Genomic DNA, 18,670 nt, shown 5'->3' with positions numbered 1-18,670 from the left:
TGCGTCATTCTGTACCGGGGAGGGCTGTGTCCGCGTAAAGCGACGCAAGACGGGCAGACGCCACCCTGGAGACGTCGGTGGTGGGGAGAGACAGCGCGATGGAACACGAGGCGCGACCGGTGGGACAGTTGTGGGTGGAGGACGAGAAGGGCCGGCGGCGGATGCCCGATCCGGTCCGCAGGGCGGCGGTGCGGGCCCTGCTGCTCACCTCGGTGACGATGATTCAGGCGATGGTCGCCTTCTTCTGTTCGGTCACCGGATCGTGGCTGGCGTTCCCCGCGACCGTCGCGGCGGTGGCCGGCACCGTGGTGGCGACCTGGAGCGTGCTCGACGTGTGGATCACCCGTCAGGTGTGGCGGCAGCGCAACGGCGTCGTCTCGGAGCCGAGCAGCGCGGAACGCGGAACGCGTCGTGAGAAGCACCGCGAGGACCGGGCGCCGCTCACGGAAGCCGCCTGAGCCGGACCGCGCGGAACGGGTGAGGGCCCGCCCCCGGCCGGGGGCGGGCCCTCACCCGTTCCGTCACTCCTCGCCGGGCGTCCCCGCCGGCTCCAGCGGCGTACGGCGGAACATGCGCGTCGCCGTGATCTCGCCGTGGATGGTCTCGCCCTCCATCCGCGGCTGCGGCAGGCCCGGACGCAGGTGCTCCTCCACGCTGATGTACTTCAGACCGGCCCGCAGGTCGGCGTCGTTCCGCAGCCGGATCACCAGCGGGAACTCGGCGAGGGCGGTCGTGTCGAACAGACCGGTGGTGTACAGCAGCTGGACGCCCAGGGCGTCCGACACGGCCCGCTGGAGCTCCAGGAGGTACGTGGCGTTGGCGCGGCCGATCGGGTTGTCGAGGAACAGCGTGCCCGCGTGACGGTGCTTGTCGCGGCCCCGGTCGTTGGAGCGCAGCGCGGCCATCGTGCAGTAGAGGGCGATGGCGGCGGTGAGCAGCTGGCCTCCGGAGAAGACGTCGCCCATCTGCCCGACCGGGACGCGCTCGGCGCGCAGCACCGCGTCCGGCTTGAGGATCTCCACGGCGATGCCCTTCGGTTCGAGGGCGGCCTGGACACCGCGGAGCAGCAGGGACATGCCGTCCCGGCGGAGGTCGGAGTTCTTCTTCACGGCCGCGCGGGTGGCCTCGTCGACGACCTCGCCGAGCCGCTCGGTGAGCGTGGCCTGGTCGGGTTCCTCGAAGCGGATGCGCAGGAACTCCTGGCCCGACCACTCCCCCAGGCCCTCGGGCAGCCGGGAGAGCCGCTGGGCCGAGCGCAGCGTGGTGAGGGCGGACTCCACCAGGCCGCGCAGCCGGTCCACGATCGAGTCGCGGTTGCGCTCCAGCTGCGCCAGCTCGTCGGTGAGCACGCGCAGCCGCGGCGCGAACGCCTCGGCCCACTTCGCGGCGTGCTCGGGCAGGGCGGCGGCGGGCAGTTCGCGGATCTGCTGCCGGGCCGGGGTGCGGACCTGCTCGAAGCGCGTCGCGTTGGCGTGCCGTACGAGGATGTCGCCGGCCTCGCGGACGGCGGCGTCGGCGCCGGACAGGTCGGCGGCGCAGGCGCGCAGTGAACGCCGGGCCTCCGCCGCGGAGTCACGTGCCTCGGCCAGCGGGCCCGGGTACGGCTCGGGCTGCTCCTGCTCCTCGTCCGCGTGGTCGCGGAGCAGGTCGCGCAGGAGGGCCGCGGTCTCGTCGAAGCCGCCGGCGGCGTCCTCGGCTGCCCGGTGGGCCTGGAGCAGGCCCGTGTGGGCGGCGCGCGCGGCCTCCAGGGCGTCGGTGCGGGCGGCGAGTTCGGTGGTGGCGGTACGGAGCAGGGCCTGGGCGTGCTCGGCGTCGGCCGGGATCAGCTCCTCGGGCAGCGCGGTGTGCTCCTCGCCGTCCTCGGGGGCGAGCCGTTCGGCCTCGCCGCGGAGCCGGCCCAGCTTCTCGCTCGCCTCGGAGGCGCGCGTCTCCAGCTTCTGGACCAGGGCCTCGGCGCGGGCGGCGGCGGCCTGGCGGGACGGGCCGTCGGCACCGTCGGTGGACTCCAGGAGCTGCTCGGCGCGGGTGCGGACCTTGTTGGTGAGCCGGTCGAGCTCGGCGAGGGCGGCGGACTCGTCGCTCTCGGCGCGGGCCTGCTCGGCGCGCAGGTCGGCACCGACGCCGACCTTCTCGTACACCTGGGAGGCGGCCCGGTAGGCCTCGCGGAGGGTGGGGAGCGCGACGCGCGGCGCGTCGGCGTCCTGCTCGGGGAGGACTTCCGGGGCGCCGGCGATCTCGGCCCGCTCGGCGCGCAGGGCCCGGGCGGTGCGGTGGGCGTCGTCGGCGGCGCGCTGGGCGGCCCGGCGGTCCTCGTCGGCGGCGCGGGCGCGCTCCAGGCAGGTCTGGGCGCGGGCCTCGGACTCGGTGGCGTCGTCGGCGAGTTCGCGCAGCTTGGCCTGCCAGGCGGAGCGCTCCCGCAGCCGGAACGCGAGGCCGGCGAGGGCGTCGGCGGCCCGGCGGGCGCGCTGGGCCGCCTCCTGGCGCTCGTCGCGCACCCGGGCGGCGTCGGCGGCGGCCTCGGCGGCCTCGGCCCGCACGGTGCGGGCCTCGGTGAGGGCGGCGACCGCGGCCTCGGCGGCGGTGCGCGCGGAGGCGGCGACGGCGGACAGCTCGGCGAGCATGCCGGGCAGGCAGTCGGCGCGCCAGGCACCGATCCGGGCTGCGAGGGAACGGTCGCCGGTGAGCCGGGCGGCGAGGCTGCGGATCTCCTCGTCGCGGGCGGCGGCTCGGGCACGCAGTGCCTGGCGCTCCTCGTCGGCGGCGTGCTCGTCGTGCATGGCCGGGTTCGGCGGCACGAGGAAGACGTCCGTGTCCTGTCCGCTGTCGGGCGCGGGGACCGGCGCGAGCAGCGCGGCGGCGGTGCCGACGGCGACGGTGGAGCGGGGCAGCAGGGCGGCGGCGCCGAGCACCTCGCGGGCGCGGGTGTACGACACGGGGTCGGTGATCACGACGCCGTCGACCAGTTCGGGGCGGGCGGCGAGGACGGCAGCGTGGTCGGCCGGGTCGACGGCCTGGGCGAGATAGCGCCAGCCGGGGAGGGCCGGGATGCCGTGCTCGCCCAGGTACTCGACGGTGGCGAGCACGTCGGGACCCGGCGGCAGCAGACCGCCGTCGCCGAGGGCGCCCAGGATCCGGTTGTCGTCGGCGGCGGCCGTACGCAGGTCGAAGAGCTTGCGCTCGGCGGAGGCGATGGACTGGTCGAGCAGCGCACGCAGGTCGTCGGCGTACCGGTCGAAGTCGGTGACGGTGAGGGGGCCCTGGGAGCCGTCGGCCGGCTCGGCGCCGGGTCCGAAGGCGGCGCCGGGGGCGGAGGTGTCCGCGGCCGGGTCGCCGTGGCGGCCCGGGACGTCGCCGGTGGCGCCGGAGCGCTGGCCCGGCAGCGGGGCGGTGGGGGCGCTCGGCAGCGAGAGGAGCTCGGCCAGGCGCGGGTCGGCGGCGAGGGACTCGGCGGCACGGCGCTCGGCGTCGTAGGCGTTCTCGGCGGCCTCGGCGGCGTCGGAGGCACGGGCGGAGGCCAGTTCGGCGCGGGACTCGGCCGCGGCGGCCTCGCGGGCGCGCTCGGCGGCCGTGCGGGCCACCTCGCGGGCCGCGTCCCAGGCGGCGACGGTGGTCTTCTCGGCGTCGCTCGCGGCGAGCGCGGCGCGGGCCGGGTCGGCGTCGGGGGCGGAGTCGTCGAGCCAGCCGGCCCGGACGGCCTCGGCCGTCTCCTGCTCGACCTCGGCGAGCCGCTGCCGCAGGTGGCCGGCCTCGCTGCGGGCGCGCTGGGCCTCGGTCGCGGCGGCGGTGGCGTCGCGGTGGGCGGCCTCGCCGGCCTCCTGGAGGGCGGCCGAACGCTCCTCCTCCTCGGCGGCGTGCCGCTCGCCCTCCTCGGCGGCGGCGGCCAGGGCCCGTACGAGGTCGGCGGCGGCCGTGGCACGGGCGGCGAGCGCCGGTGCGGCGTCCCGCTCGGCCTCACGGATCGCGACGGCCACCCGCGCGGAGCGGTCGCTCGCGGCGCGGTGGCGGAGGACGGACTCGGCGGCCTGCCAGGCGGAGTGCAGGGTGCGGGCGTCGGTGAGCTCGCGGCGCTGCGCGGCGGCGCCCTTCTCGGCGGCGGTCAGGGCCAGCGAGGCGTGCCGGAAGGCCAGTTCGGCGGCGACGAGGGCGCTGCGGCCGCGCGCCGTCTCCGCGTCGGCGACGGCGTGGGAGGCGTGGGTGACCTGCTCGGCGAGTTCGGCCGTGCGGCCGCGTTCCTCGGCGGCACGGGCGGCGAGCCGGCGGGCGAGGCCCCGGGTGCGGCGCTCGGCAGCGGCATGCACGTCACGGGCGCGGGCGCGGGTGTCGGCGGCGTCGACGATGCGGGTGAGCAGGTCGACGGAGCCGGCCGTGAAGTCCCGCTCGGCGGTGAGCTCGGCACGGCGGCCGAGCTTGTTCCCGAAGCCCGCGACCAAGTCGGCGAGGCCGTCGGTGTCGCGGGTGTCGGTGACGGCGCGCAGCAGGAGGTCGGTGAAGTCGGAGTCCTTCTTGACCGCGAAGAGGCCGGCGGCCTCACCCTCGTCGGCGTTCATCTCCCGCTGGTAGCGGAAGAGTTCGGGGTCGAGGCCCAGGTCGCCGAGGTGCTCGTTCCAGCGGTCGTGGATCTCCTCCCAGAAGACCTCCAGGTGCGGGTAGGCCTTGCCGGCCTCGGTGAGGGCGTCGCGGAAGCCCTTCATCGTGCGACGCCGGCCGGAGGCGCCGGAGCTGCCCTCCACGGGCGGGCGGACGGCGGTGGCCTCGGCGACGGGCAGGTTGTCGAGGCTGAGCCCGGGGCCGGGGCGGAAGGAGTACCAGGCCTCGGCGAACTTCCGCGGGTCGTTGGAGACCTGGCGGCCGCGCCACTCGCTGGCCTTGCCCACGACGACGAGTTCGCCGGTGAGGGTGTGCTGCCACTCCAGGGCGACGTGGCCGCAGTCGTCGGCGAGGAGGAACTTGCGGAGCACGCCGGAGCTGGCGCCGCCGAGGGTGTTGCGGTGGCCCGGGAGCATGACCGAGAAGATCAGCTTGAGCAGGACGGACTTGCCGCCGCCGTTCTCCAGGAAGAGCACGCCGGCGGGGGCCGGGCGGCGCGGCGGGCCGACCGGCTCCTCCTCGAAGAACTCCGCCTGGGTGGGAGCGGGGTGCGGCACGGGCGCGCCGACTCCGCGCAGGTCCAGGACGGTGTCGGCGTAGCGGGCACCGGCCGGACCGATGGAGTAGAGGCGGACCCGGGACAGCTCGTACATGCGGCGGACTCTCGTCGTGTCGTTCGTGGATCGGGCGGCGTGGAACGGGCGGTTCGATCAGGCGTGGACGTGATCAGGCGTGGAAGGGCAGGCCGGCGTCGGCGGCGATCTCCAGGTCGTCGCCCTCGGGCGGCGGCAGCAGGGTCGCGGAGCCGTCGCTGACGGGCACCACGCCCAGTTCGAGGAGCTCGGTCAGGGCGGCGCTGCCGGCCATGTCCCGGACCTGGAGCTGGTAGCGGGCCGTGGTGCGGTAGGAGCCGCCAGACTCCTCGCCGGTGCGCTGGAGGAAGCCGGAGTCGGTGAGGAAGGCGACGGCCTTGCCGACGATGCCGGTGGTGGAGCCGGCGAGGCGGCGGGCGTCCTTGGTGGCGCCGGTGGCGCTGCGGCGGGCGTAGATCCGCCAGGCGGCCTCCAGGCCGGGGGCGTCGGTCGCGGGGTCGGTGTTCTCGCCCTGCTGCTCGGCGCGCTCCTCGAGACGGCGGCAGGCCTGGCGGACGAAGGCGTCGACCCCGTTGACCGTGAGCCGGCCGATGTAGCCGTCGTCGGCGAGGTCCTCGGGGCGCGGGAAGGCCATCGCGGCGACGGCGAGGTGGGCGAGGCCGTGCAGGAAGCGGTCGGCCGAGTCGGTGGAGGCGCGGCGGGCGTAGTCGCCCATCCGGACGGCGAAGACGGAGTCCTCGCCGGCGGTGACGGCCATGCCGGCGCGCGGGGAGACCTCCAGGACGACGAGGCCGAGGCCGGTGGCGACGGCGTCGGCCAGGCGCGCGAACGCGGGGTCCTCGCGGTAGCGGCGGAGCAGCTCGGCGTACTCGGCGTCGCGGGCGGGCAGCAGCTTGGGCTGGAGCCCGAAGGAGACGAGCCGGGCCGCGTCGGCCGCGTCGGCGGGCGTCACGGCGGTGTTCGCGGCCGGCGTCTGCGGGGCCTCCGGCTCGCTCCACGCGTCGGTGTGCTCGACGTGGTGTTCGCTCACGGCTGGGGCTCCTCGGTACGGCGGTTCGGTGACGCGGGTCGGGGCAGGGGCAGGCGTACGGGCGTGACGGTGACCGGCGGCGGCACGGGCGCCCGTTCCACGGCACGCCGGTCCCCCCGCGGCAGCGGCACGGGGCGGACGTACGGCCGCGGGGCCCGGTCCGCCGGCGGTCCGGCGGGCAGCGGGACGACCCCCACCCGCGGCCCGTCCGAGCGGGCCTCCTGCTCCTCCACGAGCGGCCGCGCCACGGTCACGTGCGCCACCCGGGGCCCGGGGGCCCGCTCGGCAGCGGGGCGCGGGGTGGCGGCGGGTACGGGGAGGGGCGGCGGGGCGTGGGCCGGTGCCGGGACGGGGGCCGCGGTAGAGGCTTCGGCCGGTGCGGGGACGGGGGCTTCTGCCGGTGCCGGGGCGGGTGCCGCGGTAGAGGCTTCGGCCGGTGCCGGCAGGGGCGCAGGCGCGGCGAGCACGTCCGAGTGCGGTGCGGCCGGTGCCGGGACGGCGAGCACGCCGGGGTGCGGCTCGGCCGCCACGGACGCGGGCATCGCGTCGGAACGCGGTGCGGCCGGTGCCGGGACGGCGAGGACCTCGGCGTGCGGCTCCGTCGGTGCCGGGACGGCGGGCCGGTCGGTGTGCGGTTCGGGTGCCGTCGACGGCCCGCCCTCGGGCAGGGCGTCGGGGCGCGGTGCTGCCGCGGTGGAGGTCTCGTCCTCCGTGGGCGGGGCGGTCACGTGGCCTCCGTGCGGTCGGCAGCCATGCCCACGGCGTCCAGCAGGGCCGTACCGACGATGAGATCGGCGCCGCCGAACTCGGGGTCGTCGAGGGTCGTGCCGTCGTCGACGGCGAAGAGGAGACGCTCCTCGCCCTGGCGGTAGGCGGTGCCCACCGGCGGGCTCGCGGCGTGGACGGCGAGGAGGGCGACCAGGTACGGGAGGTCCGGGTCGCGGCGGCGGGCGTCGGCGAGGAGGCCGGAGAGGCGGCGCGGCGCGTCGTGCTCCAGGTCGAGGAGCTCCATGGCGCTCGCCAGCTGTTCCTCGCTGAAGCGGCTGTCGTCGGGGGTGGCGATCAGGTCCGGCTCGGGCATCTCGGCGCCCAGGTGCTGGCGCTCCACCGGCGGGGTGAGCAGCAGGTCGACCAGGTCGCCGACGCGGACGGACGCGGGCGTGCGCAGTCCGGTGCCGTGGGCGAAGAAGGCGTCGGTGACCCTGGTGGCCTGCTCGACGGGGAGCGGCAGGATCGGGGCGACCAGCTGCCCGTACAGGTCGAGGCCCGTGTACGCGGTGGGGGCGGCGAAGGCCTGGCGGTCCTGCTCGGCGCGGAACAGCGGGCCGGCCTCCAGGAGGCGGGACTGGAGCTGGGTGTGCCGCCGGATGCAGTCCTTCACTATGTCGACGAGCTCGGCGGCCCGGCGCTTGTGCTCCTGGTCCTCGGCCTCGTCGCGGGCCCGGCGGATGTTGGTGAGGATCGCGTTCTCGTGGCGATAGCGGTCGGCCACGTGGTCGAGCGCCTCGGCGATCATGTCGGGCACGGCGTTGAGCCAGTCGACCGCGCGGACGTTGCGCCGGGTGGCCTCCAGGGTCTTGCGGAGGGTCTCCGCGTACTGCACGGTCCGGTAGCGGGCCTGCTCGGCGGCGAGCTGGGCGTCGGCGAGGCGGCCCCGGCTGATGAGGACCTCCAGCTTCACCTCGGCGGCGATCTGGGCGCTGGTGACGTCCGTGTCGAGGGCGCCGACGAGCACGTTGACGGCCTCGTCGGTGGTGCGCAGATAGATCCCGCCGCCGTAGCCGGGGACCTCTTCGATCAGCTTGAAGTCGTAGTCACGCCGCGTGTAGACGCCGTCGGTCCCGAAGGTCCCGTACACGGCGCGGAAGCCCCGGTCGACGCTGCCGACGTTGATCAGGTTCTCCAGGACCCAGCGGGCCACGCGCTCGTGCTCGGCGGAGGGCCGCTCGGGGGCCTGGGCGGCGACCCGGGGCAGCAGGCGGGCGATTATCTGCTCGCTGTCGGCTCCGGTGTCGAAGTCCATGTTGAGCGTGACCAGATCGATGGCGGAGAGGGCGACCTCGGCCATCGCGTAGACCGAGTACTCCCCCGCCAGGTTCGCCTTGCGCGTGTCCAGGTCGTGCAGCGGAGCGGTGCACGCGAGCGCGCGGAGCCGCCGCGCGAGCCCTTCGTCGGCGGCCGGGCCCTGCGCGGGGCGCGGCCCCGCGCTGAGCTGGGGCGGAGCGAGGTCCGTCGAGGCAGGCGAAGTCACGGTGCACAGAGTAGGTCCTCGCACAGACAACGGTCGAAACGGCGCTTAAACGACCCCGGCCCACGCCCCCGTACGCCCCCGGTCAACGCGGCCGTGCGCCCCCGGCCCACGCCCCGGCGCGCCCCCGGTCAACGCGCCGTGCACCCCGCTCCACGCGCCCGCTTCCCGCCGGCGGCTCCGGCGCCACGCCGGCTCGCGGCCTCGGCCCCTCGCATCCGTCTCGTGCCGACGGCTCCGACGGCACGAGACGGACGCGCGCGCCCCCCGCATGCGCCCCCGCCCGCGCTTCGCCTTCCCCTTCGTCTGGGATCCGTCTCCGCCTCCGCCCCCGCCGCCGCCATCAGCGCTCAGGCTCGTCGACCGCCTTCGCGTACGCCTCGCCGATGCGGGTGCGGGAGTCGTCCAGGTAGCGGGCGAGGAGGTGCTCGGCCCGATCGCGGTCACCCTCCCGCAAGGCGTCCAGAATCTCCCGGTTTCGCAGGAGATAGGGCTCATGGAGGCCACGTGGGTCGTCCACGATGTGGAAGGCGAGCCGGAGTTCGGCGAGAACACCGCGCATGAGTTCGTCGGTGCGGGCGCTGCCGGCCAGGGCGACGAGTTCGCGGTGAAAGTGGATGTTGGCGGTGGAGACGCCCTTCCAGTCCTCCTCCCGCGCGGCCCGCCCGCCCTCCGCGACGGCGGCCGCGAGCCCGGCGACCGGGAACGGGGGCTCGCCGAGTCCCCGGACGACGGCGCACTCGACGAGCCGGCGGGTGCGGTAGATGTCGGCCACGTCGTCGACCGCGAGAACCCGGACGAACACCCCCCGGTTGAGCCGGTGGACGAGCAGCCGCTCATGGGTGAGCAGCCGGAACGCCTCGCGGAGGGTGTTGCGGGAGACCCCGAGGGCGCCGCCGATGCTGTCCTCGGACAGACGGGTCCCGGGCGGGAAGAAGCCCTCGGCGATCCGCGTGCGCAGGATGTCGGCGACCCGTTCCGCCGTGCTCGTGCGGCCCAGCAGCGCGCGGTCGTCCGCCAGTTCGCCGATCGAGTCCATCGTGCCTCGTTCCCTCCGTCGTTCGCCGCCGAGTCAATCGCAGGACCTCCGCCGAGACAAGAACAGACCTCCGCGAGGGTTGTCGGATCGTTGAACGATCCCTACATTGAACGACACCGCACGGCCAGTCAGCACGTCTCTCCGGCACCCTCCCCTCCCCTCTGCGAGGTGCAGATGAGCACGACCCAGACTCCGCGGCAGTCCCTCGGTGAACGCCCCGACGACACCGGCGCGTTCGCCTGGCTGCGCGCCCTCGGACCGCGCGGCAGGCGCGCGTTCGGCGGAGCTTTCGGCGGCTATGCCCTTGATTCGTACGATTTCTTCACGCTGCCGCTGTCGATGGTGGCCATCGCCGCGTACTTCGGCCTCGACAAGGGGCAGACCGGTCTCCTGACCACCGTCACGCTCGTCGTCTCCGCCGTGGGCGGCGCGCTCGCCGGCATCCTCGCCGACCGCATCGGGCGGGTCCGGGCGCTGATGATCACGGTCGTCACGTACGCCCTGTTCACCGTCCTGTGCGGCTTCGCGCCCGACTACGAGACGCTCATGGTCTTCCGCGCCCTCCAGGGCCTCGGCTTCGGCGGCGAGTGGGCGGTCGGCGCGATCCTGGTCGCCGAGTACGCCTCCGCCAGGCACCGGGGCCGGACCCTCGGCGGCATCCAGAGCGCCTGGGCGGCCGGCTGGGCGCTCGCCGTGATCGTCTACACCCTGGTCTTCCAGTTCGTCGACGCCGACACCGCCTGGCGGGTCATGTTCTGGACCGGCGCCCTGCCCGCCCTGCTCGTCGTCTACGTGCGCCGCGACGTCGAGGACGCGCCCCAGGCCGCCGAGGCGCGGCGCGCGAGCACCGACCGCGGCTCCTTCACCGCCGTCTTCCGGGGCCCGCTGCTCCGCACCACCCTCTTCGCGGTGCTGCTCTCGACCGGCGTCCAGGGCGGCTACTACACGCTCGCCACCTGGGTGCCCACCTACCTGAAGACCGAGCGCGGGCTCACCGTCGTCGGCACCGGTGGCTATCTCACCTTCCTCATCTCCGGGGCCTTCATCGGCTACCTCACCGGCGGCTACCTCACCGACCGGCTCGGCCGGAAGAACAACATCGCGCTCTTCGCGGTGCTGTCCGCCGTCGCCGTCCTCGCCTACACCCACATCCCGGACGGGGCGAACACCCTGCTCCTCGTCCTCGGGTTCCCCCTCGGCTTCTGCATGTCGGCCATCTTCAGCGGCTTCGGCTCGTTCCTCGCCGAGCTCTATCCGACCCCCGTCCGTGGCACCGGACAGGGCCTCACCTACAACACCGGGCGCGCGATCGGCGCGCTCTTCCCGACCCTGGTCGGCTACCTCGCCGACAGCTGGGGCGTGGGCGGGGCGCTGGTCTTCGGCGCGGTCGGCTACGGACTCGCCGTCCTCGCCCTGCTGGGCCTGCCGGAGACCCGCGGGAGGGAGCTCGTATGACGCGCGCGACCGACCCGGCCCCGGTTCCCGACGCGGGGCACCGCGCTCCGGCCTGACCGGAACCGGGCTCTCTTGCGCACGATGGAAGGAAACCTCTTGTGACCACGGTCTCGATCGACCTCAACGCCGACCTCGGCGAGGGCTTCGGCCGCTGGACGCTGACCGACGACGAGCAGCTGCTCTCCGTCGTCACCAGCGCCAACGTGGCCTGCGGCTTCCACGCCGGGGACGCGGCGACCATGCGGCGCGTCTGCGAGCTGGCGGCGGAGCGCGGGGTACGGATCGGGGCCCAGGTCTCCTACCGCGACCTGGCCGGCTTCGGCCGGCGCGCCATGGACGTGCCGGCGGACGAACTGGCGGCGGAGGTCGCCTACCAGATCGGCGCCCTGGGGGTGTTCGCCCGGGCGGCCGGCGCTCGGGTGGCGTACGTGAAGCCGCACGGCGCCCTCTACAACCGCGTGGTGCGCGACGAGGAGCAGGCGGCGGCGGTCGTGGCGGGGGTGCTCCTCGCCTCGGCCGGCGGGACCGGGCCGGAGCTGCCGGTCCTCGGACTGCCCGGCTCTCGGCTCCACGAGGCCGCGCGGAAGGCCGGGCTGCCCGTCGTCGGCGAGGCGTTCGGCGACCGCGCCTACCGGGCCGACGGCACCCTGCTGCCACGGGGGCAGGAGGGCGCCGTGGTGACCGAGCCGGCCGAGGTCGTGGAGCGGTCGGTGTCCATGGCCCGGTTCGGCGTGGTCGCCGCCCACTGCGGGCGCTCGGTAGCGGTACGGGCCAGGTCGCTGTGCCTGCACGGCGACACGCCCGGCGCCGTGGACCTGGCCCGCCGGGTGCGGGCCGAGCTGGAGTCCGCCGGGGTCCGGGTGGAGGCCTTCGCATGAGGGCGCGCAGGGTGTTCCGGGTGGGGGAACGCGGACTGCTCGTCGAGCTGGCGAGCGGCGAGGCCACGGAGGCCTTCCACGCCGAGTTGCTGCGCCGCCGCGCGGAGGGCGCGCTGCCCGCCGTGCGGGAGATCGTGCCGGCGGCCCGGACCGTGCTCCTGGAGGGAGTGACCGGCCCGGACCGGCTGGCGGACGAGCTGCGCTCCTGGGACGTTCCCGCGCTCCACGCGCGCGTGGCGGCGTCCGTGACCGTGCCGGTGCGCTACGACGGGCCCGATCTGGCCGAGGTCGCCGCCCTGTGGGACGTGTCGGTCGAGGCGGCGGTGCGGATCCACACGGAGACCGCCTTCCGGGTCGCCTTCTGCGGCTTCGCGCCGGGCTTCGGCTACCTCACGGGTCTCGGGCCGCGCCACGAGGTGCCGCGCCGGGCCACTCCGCGCACGGCGGTGCCGGCCGGGTCCGTCGCGCTCGCGGGGCCGTACACGGGGGTGTATCCGCGCTCCTCGCCGGGCGGTTGGCAGCTGATCGGGCGGACGGAGACGGTGCTGTGGGACACCGCCCGGGAGCCCGCCGCGCTGCTCTCGCCCGGCACGCGGGTGCGTTTCACGGCGGTGTGCCGATGACCGACCGTGCCTTCGCCGTCGTCCGGGCCGGGGCACTGACCACTGTGCAGGACCTGGGGCGCGCGGGGCACGCGCACCTGGGAGTGCCCCGCTCGGGAGCGCTCGACCCGGGCGCGGTACGGCTCGTGAACCGGCTGCTCGGCAACCCCGAGGACGCCGCCGTCCTGGAGACCACCCTCACCGGGTGCGCGGTGCGCCCGCGGTGTGCGGTGACGGTCGTCGTGGGCGGGGCGCCGTGCCCGGTCCGGGTCGACGGCCGGCCGACCGCCTGGGGCTCGCCCGTACGGGTCGGGCCCGGGAAGCTCCTGGACGTGGGCACCGCGGAGCGCGGGCTGCGCTCGTACGTGGGGTTCGGCGGCGGCGTCGCCGTCGACCCGGTGCTCGGCAGCCGCTCCACCGACCTGCTGTCCGGGCTCGGCCCGGCGCCGCTGGCGGACGGAGCGGTGCTGCCGCTGGGAGCGGTCGCGGCCGTACGGGGGTCGGTCGACGCTCCCGCCTGGCCGGGCCCGCCGGACGAACTCGTCCTGCGGGTCCGGCTCGGGCCGCGCGACGACTGGTTCACCCCCGGCGCGCTGCGGGCGCTCGCCACGCGCGCGTGGCGGGTGTCCCCGGCGACGAACCGCATCGGGCTGCGCACCGAGGGACCGGCCCTGGAGCGGGCGGTCGGCGGCGAACTGCCCAGCGAGGGCATGGTCCTGGGAGCGGTGCAGGTGCCGCCGGACGGGCGTCCGGTGGTCTTCCTCGCCGACCATCCGACGACCGGCGGCTATCCGGTGGTGGCCGTGGTGCGGGAGGCGGACCTGGCGGCCGCGGCGCAGGCGGTGCCGGGGACGGTGGTGCGCTTTGTGCCGTATGCCTGAGGCTCCGTGGAGCGGCTCCGTCAGACGGTGAACTGGCGGCTCGCGCAGTACTGGAAGCTGCCGGTGGAGCCGTTGCGCAGGCAGACCCTCAGGGTGTAGGTGCCGGCCGGCATGGTGCCCGGGAGCCAGGTGTCGTCGTCGTTGCACGTGTCGGAGCCGTGCTCGGCGTCCACGTACGCGTAGTACCCGTGGTCGGAGCTGCGCCATATCTCCGCGGTCGCGCGCAGGCCGTCCGGGGTGCCGTGGTCGCACACCTGCAGGAAGGTCACGTCGTGGAACGCGGAGTCCACGTAGACGACTCCGACGCCGTAGCCGCCCCGGGCCGAGGTGCCGGACGCCTTGGCGATGGTGGCGGCGTGGGCGCTGCCGGCCGTGGCGAGGCCGAGGGCGACGGCCGCGGCGAGGGTGCCGGTGGTGGTGAGCGTGCGTCGCAGGTTCATGGGCTGCTCCTCCGTGAGGTGGCGTCGTGGTGCTCGGGTCGGTGACCGGGCACCACGCTTCTGCCGCCGGAACCGCAGGTCAACGGGGTCGGGCTGTCCCGGACAGTCCCGGACGCGTCACCGGTCGGGGTTCTCCTCGGGGGGCGGCCCGTAGCCCCCGCCACCGGGCGTGCGGACGACCAGGACGTCGTCGGGGCCGACGTCGGTGCTGTCGACGCCCTCCAGGTACTCGACGGTGCCGTCGGCGCGTTCGACCGAGTTGGCCCCGAGCGCTCCCGGGGCGCCGCCCGCCATGCCGTACGGCGGGACGCGGCGGTGGCCGGTGAGCAGGGCGACGGTCATCGGTTCGAGGAAGCGGATGCGGCGCTCGACCCCGCCGCCACCGGGCCAGAGGCCGCGGCCTCCGCTGCCCTCGCGGACGGCGAAGGAGTCGACGCGGACGGGGTGGCGCCACTCCAGGATCTCGGGGTCGGTGAGCCGGGAGTTGGTCATGTGGGTCTGCACGGCGTCGGCGCCGGCGAAGCCCTCCCCCGCGCCGGAGCCGCTGGCGACGGTCTCGTAGTACTGCACGCGGTCGTTTCCGAACGTGACGTTGTTCATGGTGCCGGAGCCCTCGGCCTGGACGCCGAGGGCCGCGTAGAGGGCGCCGGTGACGGCCTGGGAGGTCTCGACGTTTCCGGCGACGGTGGCGGCCGGGTAGCTCGGGGCGAGCATCGAGCCGGGCGGGACGCGCACGTCGAGCGGTTCGAGGCAGCCGCTGTTGAGGGGGATGTCGTCGTCGACGAGGGTGCGGAAGACGTAGAGGACGGCGGCCATGACGACGGAGGTCGGCGCGTTGGTGTTGCCGGGCTGCTGGGGCGAGGTGCCGGCGAAGTCGAGGACGGCGGAGCGCTGTTCGCGGTCGACGCGGACGGTCACCTGGATAACGGCGCCGCCGTCCGTCTCGTAGCGGTAGGAGCCGTCCCGCAGGCGGGCGACGATCCGGCGCACGGACTCCTCGGCGTTGGCGCGGACGTGGCGCATGTAGGCGTGGACGACGTCGAGGCCGAACTGGTCCACGGTCCTGCGGAGTTCCTCGATGCCCTTCTCGTTGGCGGCGATCTGGGCGCGCAGGTCCGCGAGGTTGGTGTCGGGGTCGCGCGAGGGGTACCGGGCTCCGGTGAGCAGGGCCCGGGTCTCCGCCTCGCGGAGCCGGCCGTCGCGGACGAGCAGCCAGTTGTCGAAGAGGACGCCCTCCTCGTGCACGGTGGTGCTGAAGGCGGGCATGGAGCCGGGGGTGATGCCGCCGATCTCGGCGTGGTGGCCGCGCGAGGCGACGAGGAAGCGCAGCTCGGTGCCGGCGTCGTCGAAGACGGGGGTGACGACGGTGACGTCGGGCAGGTGGGTGCCGCCGTGGTACGGGTCGTTGATGGCGTACACGTCGCCGGGACGCAGTTCGCCCTCGTTGCGGCGCAGGACCTCCTTGATGGACTCGCCCATGGAGCCGAGGTGGACGGGGATGTGGGGGGCGTTGGCGATGAGGTTGCCCTCGGGGTCGAAGAGGGCGCAGGAGAAGTCGAGCCGTTCCTTGATGTTGACGGAGTGGGCGGTGTTCTCCAGGCGCACGCCCATCTGCTCGGCGATCGCCATGAAGAGGTTGTTGAAGACCTCCAGGAGGACGGGGTCCACGTCGGTGCCGGCGGCCGTGCGGGCGGGGCGCGGGGTGATCCGGCGCAGGAGGAGGTGCCCCTCGTCGGCGGCGGTGGCGGCCCAGCCGGGGTCGACGACGGTGGTGGCGTCGGCCTCGGCGAGGACGGCGGGGCCCGTGACGGTGTCTCCGGGACGCAGGTCCTCGCGGCGGTGCAGCGGGGTGGGGGTGGGCTCTCCCCCGCTGTACGTGGTGACGGTGGCCCGGGGCGCGAGGTCGCCCTCCCGCGCGCCGTGCGGGACCACGACGGGGCCGTGCGCTCCCGCGGTGCCGACGGCCTCGACGGAGACGGCCTCGACGACGAGGGGCGCGTCCATGGTGAAGCCGTAGCGGCTCCGGTGGGCCGCGGCGAACGCGGTCCTCATCTCGTCCGGTGCGGCGAGCGGGACCGGCAGGCTCGCGTCGGTACCGGCGTAGCGCAGCAGCACGCGCGCGTGGGTGCCGATCGCCTCGTCGGGCAGTCCGTCGGCGCGCAGTGCGTCGCGGGTGCGCCCGGCGAGCTCGTCGCAGAGCCCGGTGACGCGCGCGCCGGCGCCGGGGGCGTCGAGTGCCGCCCCGACGGACTGCTCGCGCATGGCGGTGGCGTCGGCCAGGCCGATGCCGTACGCGGAGAGGACGCCGGCCAGCGGCGGTACGAGGACGGTGTCGATGCCCAGGGCGTCGGCGACGGCGCAGGCGTGCTGGCCGCCGGCGCCGCCGAAGCAGGCGAGGGCGTAGCGGGTGACGTCGTGGCCGCGCTGGACGGAGATCTTCTTGACGGCGTTCGCCATGTTGAGGACGGCGATCTCCAGGAAGCCGGCGGCGACCTGCTCGGGCGTGCGGCCGCCGCCGGTCTCCGCGGCGAGGGCGGTGAACCGTTCGCGGACGACGGCGGCGTCGAGGGGCTGGTCGCCGTGCTCGCCGAACACGGCGGGGAAGTGGTCCGGCTGGATCCGCCCGAGCATCACGTTGGCGTCGGTGACGGTCAGCGGGCCGCCGCGGCGGTAGCAGGCGGGGCCGGGGACCGCGCCGGCGGAGTCGGGACCCACGCGGTAGCGCTGCCCGTCGTAGTGGAGGACCGAGCCGCCGCCGGCGGCGACGGTGTGGATGTTCATCATGGGGGCGCGCATCCGGACCCCGGCGACCTGGGTGCCGAGCTCCCGCTCGAACTCGCCCGCGTAGTGCGACACGTCGGTGGAGGTGCCGCCCATGTCGAAGCCGACGACCCGGTCGAATCCGGCCTGTTCCGAGGTACGGGCCATGCCGACCACGCCGCCCGCGGGGCCGGACAGCACGGCGTCCTTGCCCCGGAAGTGGGCGGCCTCGCGCAGGCCGCCGTTGGACTGCATGAACATGAGGCGGATTCCGGCGAGTTCGCGGGCGACCTCGTCGACGTAGCGGCGCAGGATCGGCGAGAGGTAGGCGTCGACGACGGTGGTGTCGCCGCGGGGCACGAGCTTGATGAGGGGGCTGACCTCGTGGGAGCAGCTCACCTGGGTGAAGCCGGCGGCCCGTGCGAGATCGGCGACGCGGGACTCGTGAGCGGAGTGGCGGTAGCCGTGGAGGAGGACGACGGCGGCGGAACGCAGCCCCTCGCGGTGGGCGGCGGCCAGGGCCTCCGCGACGGCGGGCTCGTCGAGCGGGGTGAGGACCTCGCCGTGGGCGTCGACCCGCTCGGGGACCTCGATCACGCGCGCGTAGACGGACTCGGGGAGCACGATGTGGCGGTCGAAGATCCGCGGCCGGTTCTGGTAGGCGATGCGCAGGGCGTCGCGGAAGCCGGCGGTGATCAGCAGGACGGTGGGTTCGCCGCGTCGTTCGAGGAGGGCGTTGGTGGCGACGGTGGTGCCCATCTTGACGGCGGCGATCCGGTCGGCGGGGACGGCTTCGTCGGGGCCGAGGCCCAGGAGGAGCCGGATGCCGGCGACGGCGGCGTCGTGGGGGCGGGCGGGGTCGTGCGAGAGGAGCTTGCGGGTGACGAGCCGCCCGTCGGGGCGCCGGCCCACGACGTCCGTGAAGGTGCCGCCCCGGTCGATCCAGAACTCCCAGCGTCCGGTCATTCCCTCATTGTGGCCGCGAGGGCGCGGGTGAGGGCGTGTTCGGCGCGTGCGTCGAGGCGGGCGCTCGTCCCCGTGGCCGCGTGGCGGAGCTCGGCGGCGGCGAGCAGGAGCAGCTGGGGCAGCAGGTCGCCGCAGCGGCGCAGCACCCATGCGGTCCCGGCGGTGGCGAGCCAGAGCACGGCGTCGGTGCGGGTCGGCGGGGTCTGCTCGGGTTCGGGCGACGGGGGTGTTCCGTGGGCGAGCCCCCGGTCGCGGAGCAGCCGGTGGAAGGCGCCCGCGACGGCACGGTGGCCGCGTTCGCCCGGGTGCAGCCGGTCGGCGCTCCAGAGGGACCGGTCGTCGGTCCAGGCCGGGGCGTCGAGGTGGAGGTGGACGGCGCCGTGGCGGGTGGAGAGCGCGTGCACGACGGCGTTGACGGCCCGCTGCCGCCGGGCCAGCGGCCGCGCGAGGGGGACGGGCAGGCCGAGCATGCGCCCGGGGTCGGGCAGGCAGGCGGTGAGCAGTACGGTCCCGGCCTCGGTGAGCTCGGCGCAGACCCGGTCGAGGCGGCGGGCGAACTGTCCGATGTCGAACGTGCGGCGCAGGGTGTCGTTGACGCCGACCACGACGGAGGCGAGCTGGGGCCGCAGCGCCAGCGCCTCGGTCAGCTGGGTCTCGGCCACGTCCCCGCTCTGCGCCCCGCTGACGGAGAGGTTGGTGAAGGCGACGCCCGCGCCGTCGGGCCGCAGCCCCTCGGCGAGCAGGGCGGCCCAGCCCCGCCACTGCTCCCCCACGCGGTCCCCGACGCCCTCGCTGAGCGAGTCGCCGAGCACGACGAACCGGGTGACGGGCGACGCCTCGGGCGGACGGGCCGGCGGCACGGCGCCGCCGAAGGGAGCGGTGGCCCCGGGCGCCGCCGCGGTCCCGTCCCCGTCGGCGGAGGCGGGGACCGAAGCAGCGGCGGGTGCCACCGCGGCAGCGGTGGCCGGAGCAGCGGCCGCCGGGGCAGGCGCGGGAGCCGGGGAGGTCGCCGGGGCAGGAGCGGACACCAGAGCGACCTCCGAGGCAGGCACGGGAGCCCGGGAGATCGCCGGGAGAGGAGCAGACACCGAAGCGACCTCCGAGGCAGGCACGGGAGCCCGGAAGGTCGCCGGGCCAGGAGCGGGAGCGGTGGCGGACATGATGACCTTGGCGGTCTCGGCAGCCGGGGCG

General features: G+C 75.6%; 13 protein-coding genes. 5 read left to right on the top strand and 8 right to left on the bottom strand.

Annotation, left to right across the window (positions count from 1 at the left end; translation table 11 throughout):
• Positions 1 to 98: 98 nt before the first annotated feature.
• Positions 99 to 458, top strand: a complete 360-nt coding sequence (locus tag ACIRQF_RS28290; protein WP_389754646.1) for a hypothetical protein — start codon at positions 99 to 101, stop codon at positions 456 to 458.
• A gap of 63 nt (positions 459 to 521) precedes the next feature.
• Here ACIRQF_RS28290 and ACIRQF_RS28285 read toward each other — a convergent pair whose 3' ends face one another.
• From ACIRQF_RS28285 to ACIRQF_RS28265, 5 genes are all read right to left on the bottom strand, one after another.
• Positions 522 to 5,240: a hypothetical protein gene (locus ACIRQF_RS28285; RefSeq protein WP_404096064.1), complete on the bottom strand. Its 4,719-nt coding sequence runs from the start codon at positions 5,238 to 5,240 to the stop codon at positions 522 to 524.
• A 73-nt stretch (positions 5,241 to 5,313) separates the two neighbouring features.
• On the bottom strand, positions 5,314 to 6,210 hold the full coding sequence (locus tag ACIRQF_RS28280) for a hypothetical protein (RefSeq protein WP_404096061.1): 897 nt from the start codon (positions 6,208 to 6,210) through the stop codon (positions 5,314 to 5,316).
• Positions 6,207 to 6,938: a hypothetical protein gene (locus ACIRQF_RS28275; protein WP_404096058.1), complete on the bottom strand. Its 732-nt coding sequence runs from the start codon at positions 6,936 to 6,938 to the stop codon at positions 6,207 to 6,209. Before ACIRQF_RS28275 ends, ACIRQF_RS28280 begins: the two co-directional genes overlap by 4 nt.
• Complete coding sequence (locus ACIRQF_RS28270; RefSeq protein ID WP_404096055.1) at positions 6,935 to 8,461, bottom strand: hypothetical protein; 1,527 nt, start codon at positions 8,459 to 8,461, stop codon at positions 6,935 to 6,937. The genes ACIRQF_RS28275 and ACIRQF_RS28270 overlap by 4 nt, the downstream gene beginning before the upstream one ends.
• 340 nt (positions 8,462 to 8,801) lie before the next feature.
• Positions 8,802 to 9,497, bottom strand: coding sequence for a GntR family transcriptional regulator (locus ACIRQF_RS28265; RefSeq protein WP_404096053.1), 696 nt, complete (start codon positions 9,495 to 9,497; stop codon positions 8,802 to 8,804).
• A 174-nt stretch (positions 9,498 to 9,671) separates the two neighbouring features.
• On the opposite strand from ACIRQF_RS28265, the gene ACIRQF_RS28260 reads away from it, so the two are divergent.
• From ACIRQF_RS28260 to ACIRQF_RS28245, 4 genes are all read left to right on the top strand, one after another.
• On the top strand, positions 9,672 to 10,952 hold the full coding sequence (locus tag ACIRQF_RS28260; protein WP_404096051.1) for an MFS transporter: 1,281 nt from the start codon (positions 9,672 to 9,674) through the stop codon (positions 10,950 to 10,952).
• Between the two features lie 98 nt (positions 10,953 to 11,050).
• On the top strand, positions 11,051 to 11,830 hold the full coding sequence (locus ACIRQF_RS28255; RefSeq protein WP_404096048.1) for a LamB/YcsF family protein: 780 nt from the start codon (positions 11,051 to 11,053) through the stop codon (positions 11,828 to 11,830).
• A complete protein-coding gene (locus ACIRQF_RS28250) occupies positions 11,827 to 12,453 on the top strand; it encodes an allophanate hydrolase subunit 1 (protein WP_376638137.1) in 627 nt (208 codons plus the stop codon). The genes ACIRQF_RS28255 and ACIRQF_RS28250 overlap by 4 nt, the downstream gene beginning before the upstream one ends.
• Positions 12,450 to 13,313 carry a biotin-dependent carboxyltransferase family protein gene (locus ACIRQF_RS28245; RefSeq protein WP_404096045.1) on the top strand — a complete coding sequence of 288 codons (864 nt, stop codon included), beginning with the start codon at positions 12,450 to 12,452 and terminating at the stop codon, positions 13,311 to 13,313. The genes ACIRQF_RS28250 and ACIRQF_RS28245 overlap by 4 nt, the downstream gene beginning before the upstream one ends.
• A gap of 20 nt (positions 13,314 to 13,333) precedes the next feature.
• On the opposite strand, the gene ACIRQF_RS28240 is transcribed toward ACIRQF_RS28245, so the two are convergent.
• From ACIRQF_RS28240 to ACIRQF_RS28230, 3 genes are all read right to left on the bottom strand, one after another.
• A complete protein-coding gene (locus ACIRQF_RS28240) occupies positions 13,334 to 13,753 on the bottom strand; it encodes a hypothetical protein (RefSeq protein WP_376638135.1) in 420 nt (139 codons plus the stop codon).
• 117 nt (positions 13,754 to 13,870) lie between these two features.
• Complete coding sequence (locus tag ACIRQF_RS28235) at positions 13,871 to 17,479, bottom strand: hydantoinase B/oxoprolinase family protein (RefSeq protein ID WP_404096043.1); 3,609 nt, start codon at positions 17,477 to 17,479, stop codon at positions 13,871 to 13,873.
• A complete protein-coding gene (locus ACIRQF_RS28230) occupies positions 17,476 to 18,339 on the bottom strand; it encodes an SGNH/GDSL hydrolase family protein (RefSeq protein ID WP_404096128.1) in 864 nt (287 codons plus the stop codon). The genes ACIRQF_RS28235 and ACIRQF_RS28230 overlap by 4 nt, the downstream gene beginning before the upstream one ends.
• Between the last annotated feature and the right edge of the window lie 331 nt (positions 18,340 to 18,670).

Origin of the sequence: Streptomyces sp. NPDC101191 (assembly GCF_044767915.1) — a bacterium.
Taxonomy (GTDB): Bacteria; Actinomycetota; Actinomycetes; order Streptomycetales; family Streptomycetaceae; genus Streptomyces.
This window is presented reverse-complemented; position numbering and strand designations above follow the sequence as displayed.